The organism is Chryseobacterium sp. CG10_8, from assembly GCF_058117085.1.
Genome location: NZ_JBYVEB010000165.1, coordinates 1 through 4,095, shown reverse-complemented (window position 1 = coordinate 4,095; position 4,095 = coordinate 1). Strand labels below are relative to the sequence as shown.

Annotated in this window: 4 protein-coding genes; all 4 read left to right on the top strand. The window is 32.5% G+C overall.

Going from position 1 to position 4,095, the window contains the following annotated elements; translation table 11 throughout:
• Nucleotides 1-353 precede the first annotated feature (353 nt).
• Nucleotides 354-821, top strand: coding sequence for a hypothetical protein (locus AC4AGG_RS15535; protein ID WP_489772931.1), 468 nt, complete (start codon nt 354-356; stop codon nt 819-821).
• A gap of 162 nt (nt 822-983) precedes the next feature.
• Entirely contained in the window at nt 984-2,540 is a 1,557-nt protein-coding gene (locus tag AC4AGG_RS15530; protein ID WP_489772930.1) for a hypothetical protein, read from the top strand.
• Nucleotides 2,541-2,551: 11 nt separating this feature from the next.
• Nucleotides 2,552-3,139 carry a DUF6705 family protein gene (locus AC4AGG_RS15525; protein WP_489772929.1) on the top strand — a complete coding sequence of 196 codons (588 nt, stop codon included), beginning with the start codon at nt 2,552-2,554 and terminating at the stop codon, nt 3,137-3,139.
• Nucleotides 3,140-3,339: 200 nt separating this feature from the next.
• A complete protein-coding gene (locus AC4AGG_RS15520) occupies nt 3,340-3,927 on the top strand; it encodes an NUDIX hydrolase (RefSeq protein WP_489772928.1) in 588 nt (195 codons plus the stop codon).
• Nucleotides 3,928-4,095: the final 168 nt, after the last annotated feature.

The window sequence follows — 4,095 nt, the reverse complement described above, 5'->3', positions numbered from 1 at the left end:
TTTTATTAGATGAAATTGATTACATCCAAAATTTAGAAGAAAAATTGAATATTAAACTTCCTTATGTTAAAATTGAATAAAAAACGGCCTACAACAATGTATTAGCAAAAGCGCGCTTGAATACTCAAATTGAAAATTTGAATATTCTTCGTCGCCACTGCTTTTCAATTCCGTAATATTTTTGTAAGTTTACTTCATTGAAAAAGCATTGGCTTCAGTTGGTTGAAAATCGAACTTTCAGTTCACTTTTCGCCCGCCTTCGCTAATACTTTTTCGTTATCAGCAATTTTATGATTGAAACCCTCGAAAAAATATATTCATTTTTAAGATTTCCTTTACCTTATTCGTTTGGTTTGGCTTTTTTAGGTTTTGTTTTAATGTTATTTTCTAACTTATTAAAAAGTCTTAAAAAGAATCCAAGAAGAATTAGAATTATTGGAGGAGTTCTTTTTGGACAATTAATTGTTTTAGGAATAACCTTAGTATTATTACAAGTAACTATTTTAAGAAAAATTAGAAATGAATTTATTGAAATAATAAAAAATCCGCAAACACAAATAATTCAAATCGACAAAAATTTTGGAGAATTTAATTCCGTAGAATTAAAAAACGAACTTCTAAAAATTAAAAATTACGAACCCCATCATTCTGGAATTAATGAAGAAATGAAATTAAGAATTAAAAATCCTGAAAATAGTTTTATTGTTAGAATATGTCGTGACACACAATATGAGAATGAATATTGGATTTTTTCTGAAAAATATTGGTTTAGCAGTGATGACGAAGAAATTGGCAGAATCACAACAAATAAGTTCAAATAAAAAAACTGCTGACAACAGTGTATTCGCAAAAGCGGGCTTGAATACTCAAATTGAAAATTTGAATATTCTTCGCCGCTAATACTTTTTCGTTGGCAGAAATGGTATACAGTCTTACCGCAAAAAACCAATGGAAACGAGTATTAACCAAAACAAAAAACACTTATGACAAAAAACAAATTCATGTATCTCGGCGCGCTATTTTTGCTTTGTCTTGCAATCATTAATTCCTGTAGAAACGATTTTTTGCAAGAACAACAAATTTCAGCACAGTCCAAAAATTTTGAACTTACTTCTAAAATTATTAAACTTAGCGAAAGTGTCCACAAAAATAAAATTCTACCCCAACTTTTCCAAGCAAAAAATATCCTAAAAAAACAAAATAACAAAAACGCTTTGGGAAAAGTGGTGAATTATGGGGATAGTGTTTCTATTGATACCGACCAAGTCATCTTTATTCAATATGGAGCTTACCATACCTACACCTTCAACATCAAAAGAAACAATTCCACAATCAACGCTCCTATTGAAAATTTAATTCTAAGTCTTGAACCTGATGGAACTTATATAGAATTTGTAAATACTTATAACCTTAATACTCAAGACATACAGCAAATAAATTTGGGAAATGAAATCAGTTTTGATAACAAAGTTACAACAACAGAACTTACAAAAGGAACATACGGAAGCGGAGCATTACTTAAAGTGGGCTCTTATAACGATTGCCATTGGGAACAACAAACCTATACAGAACCCTGCAAATGTCATCCAGGACATACCAATATCTCCGAATGCAATTGTGCAGCAGGAAAACCTGTTCAATATGTAATCAATGTGTTGGTTTGTGAAGAAGTTGATGATCCTGTATCAGGTGGTGGTGGAGAACCAACTAATCCTTATGACGGCGGTGGAGAACCAACAAATAGTGGAACAAATCCCGATGCAGGAACTACCTATCCTAATCCTGTAGAAGAAGCACAAGATGAATTGGGTGGAACTCCAACCCTGCCGAACTTGGTATATACAGAACCAATAGAAAACAAAACAGATTGCGAAAGATTGAAAGAAAAAACTGACGATACTGTTTTCAAAGCAAAATTAGATAGCATAAAAAACAGAGTAACTAAACAAAACCCTGATATGCACGAAACTAGTTTTACAGTTGAAAAATTCAAAAACAAAATTGCTTATTCTATAACTTCTGGAACTGCAACTGTTCTTCCTGATAATACTGTGGTTGTAAAAAACACCATGTCAAATTATGATATTGCAGAAGCTCACAACCATCCTCCAGAATCAATCCCTATTTATTCCTACAAAGATATAGTTACGTTATATGAACATTACAAAATGTTGGTTCCGTTTAGGAAAAACGAGTTTTCAAGTTTTCTTGCCAATTTCAACGGCACAATTTATGCTCTACGTGTTCAAGACCTAACAAGTCTTGATACTTTATTCCAAGGACTGGATTTGGATACAACAGAGGGAAGATTAAAGGCAGAGAAATTAATTTTAAAAATTTATACCGACGAAGCAGGAATGGTAACCAATATAGATTATACCGCAGCCCAAGCGGAAAAACTCTTTATGAAAGTGATGAGCAGTAGTAAAATTGGTTCCAATTCCATATTTTTGTATCAATATGAAGATAACCAATGGAAAAAACTAACTTCTGTGGATGGTGGTGTAACCATACAAAAAACACCTTGTCCACAACCTTAAATTATAAAAAAATGAAAAATATAATTATATTAACTTTTACAACTTTTGCTTTTCTATCTTGCAAAGCACAGAATATCATCGTTCCATTATTGGAATGTAATAAAATATACAACCACACCAGTCCAAATTATTATCTGAAAGACACCACCAACGAAATGGATAAATTTGTCGGAACTTGGAAGTGGATAAGTGGAACTCGTGAGTTTCAACTAACCCTTATTAAGCAAAAACATAATTATATTCAATATGGAAATGAAAATTACTATCACGACCGCTTAATTGGCTATTATAAATATTGGGAAAACGGAGTTTTGATTGCGGATACTTCTAATGATGATTTAACAAAAGATTATGATTCAAATGTTATGTTCACATTAAACTGTCATAATCAAATTACTTCAATTGCTTTTAGAGATTACAAAAAATACAAAGATTTTGATGTAAAATTGGAGAGTTTATCTTCTACTCAAATTAAATTGAGCATGTTTAATGTAGAGCATGTTGTAACAGTTAATAAACAAACGGGTGTTCAAAATCCACCAAATATGCCATTAAATGGAAGTACTTTTCCTATGGAAATGATTCTGATAAAACAATAATGTACCACTTCTGCCAACATGGTATTTGTAAAAGCGGGGCTGAAAGTTATCAGTAGAACTACCCTACTTTCTTTCAACTTTTGGGATTATAGAAGTTTTGTCTATTTTCGCCCCGCCTTCACAAATACTTTTTCCGTTGCCTGCCATTTTAAAGCGACACCAAAAAACATTAACAGTAAGACATAAAAATGATAAAGCGAATGAAAGTAATTTTGATAGTTTTAGTTTTCTTGACTTTTGGACAATCCATTTTTGCTCAAGACACTTCAAAAACTACACCCAAACAAGAGACAATTAAAAAAGCGGACAATTACACAATCCAACGACTAATTATTTTCAAGGACAAACAAATTTTGTTAGAAAAAGGACGAAATGGTTGGATGACACCATCTTTACGTTCAAATGAAAATCAGTCATTAAAAGAGGGATTGGACAGTTTGGCGAACGCAATCGGACTTTCTATTAAAATTGTAAAACTTTCGGGTGTTTACACTTATAAGTTCAAAGACTTGCCCGACCATAAAGAAGTTTCGTATCGGACACACTATACCGCAAAATACATCAGCGGTGAACTTATTCAACCCAAACAACCTGACCGAGAATACAAATGGTTTGCAGTAAAAGATGTTGTTGACAGTATAAGTAACGAGGCTCTCAAAAAAGAGACCGAACAAATTTTAAAATATCCGAAAACACTTTGGGGAGGTTCGTTTTTATACACTTATAAAGACGGAAAACTTGAAAGTATTAAAATGACAGAGGACTTTTATCCGTTGAGCGACAAGTAAAATTTTATAAAAAATATTGACAGCAGACGAGGAGAAAAACGGCAGACAACAAGGGTTTTGCGTCAGGCGGGCTGAAGAGCAAAATTCAACAGCAGTTTTTCAATTAAACTTTAGTAATAATATCGGCTTTTGTGCTTACATTTCCCGCCCGAACGCAAAGCCCCAAAA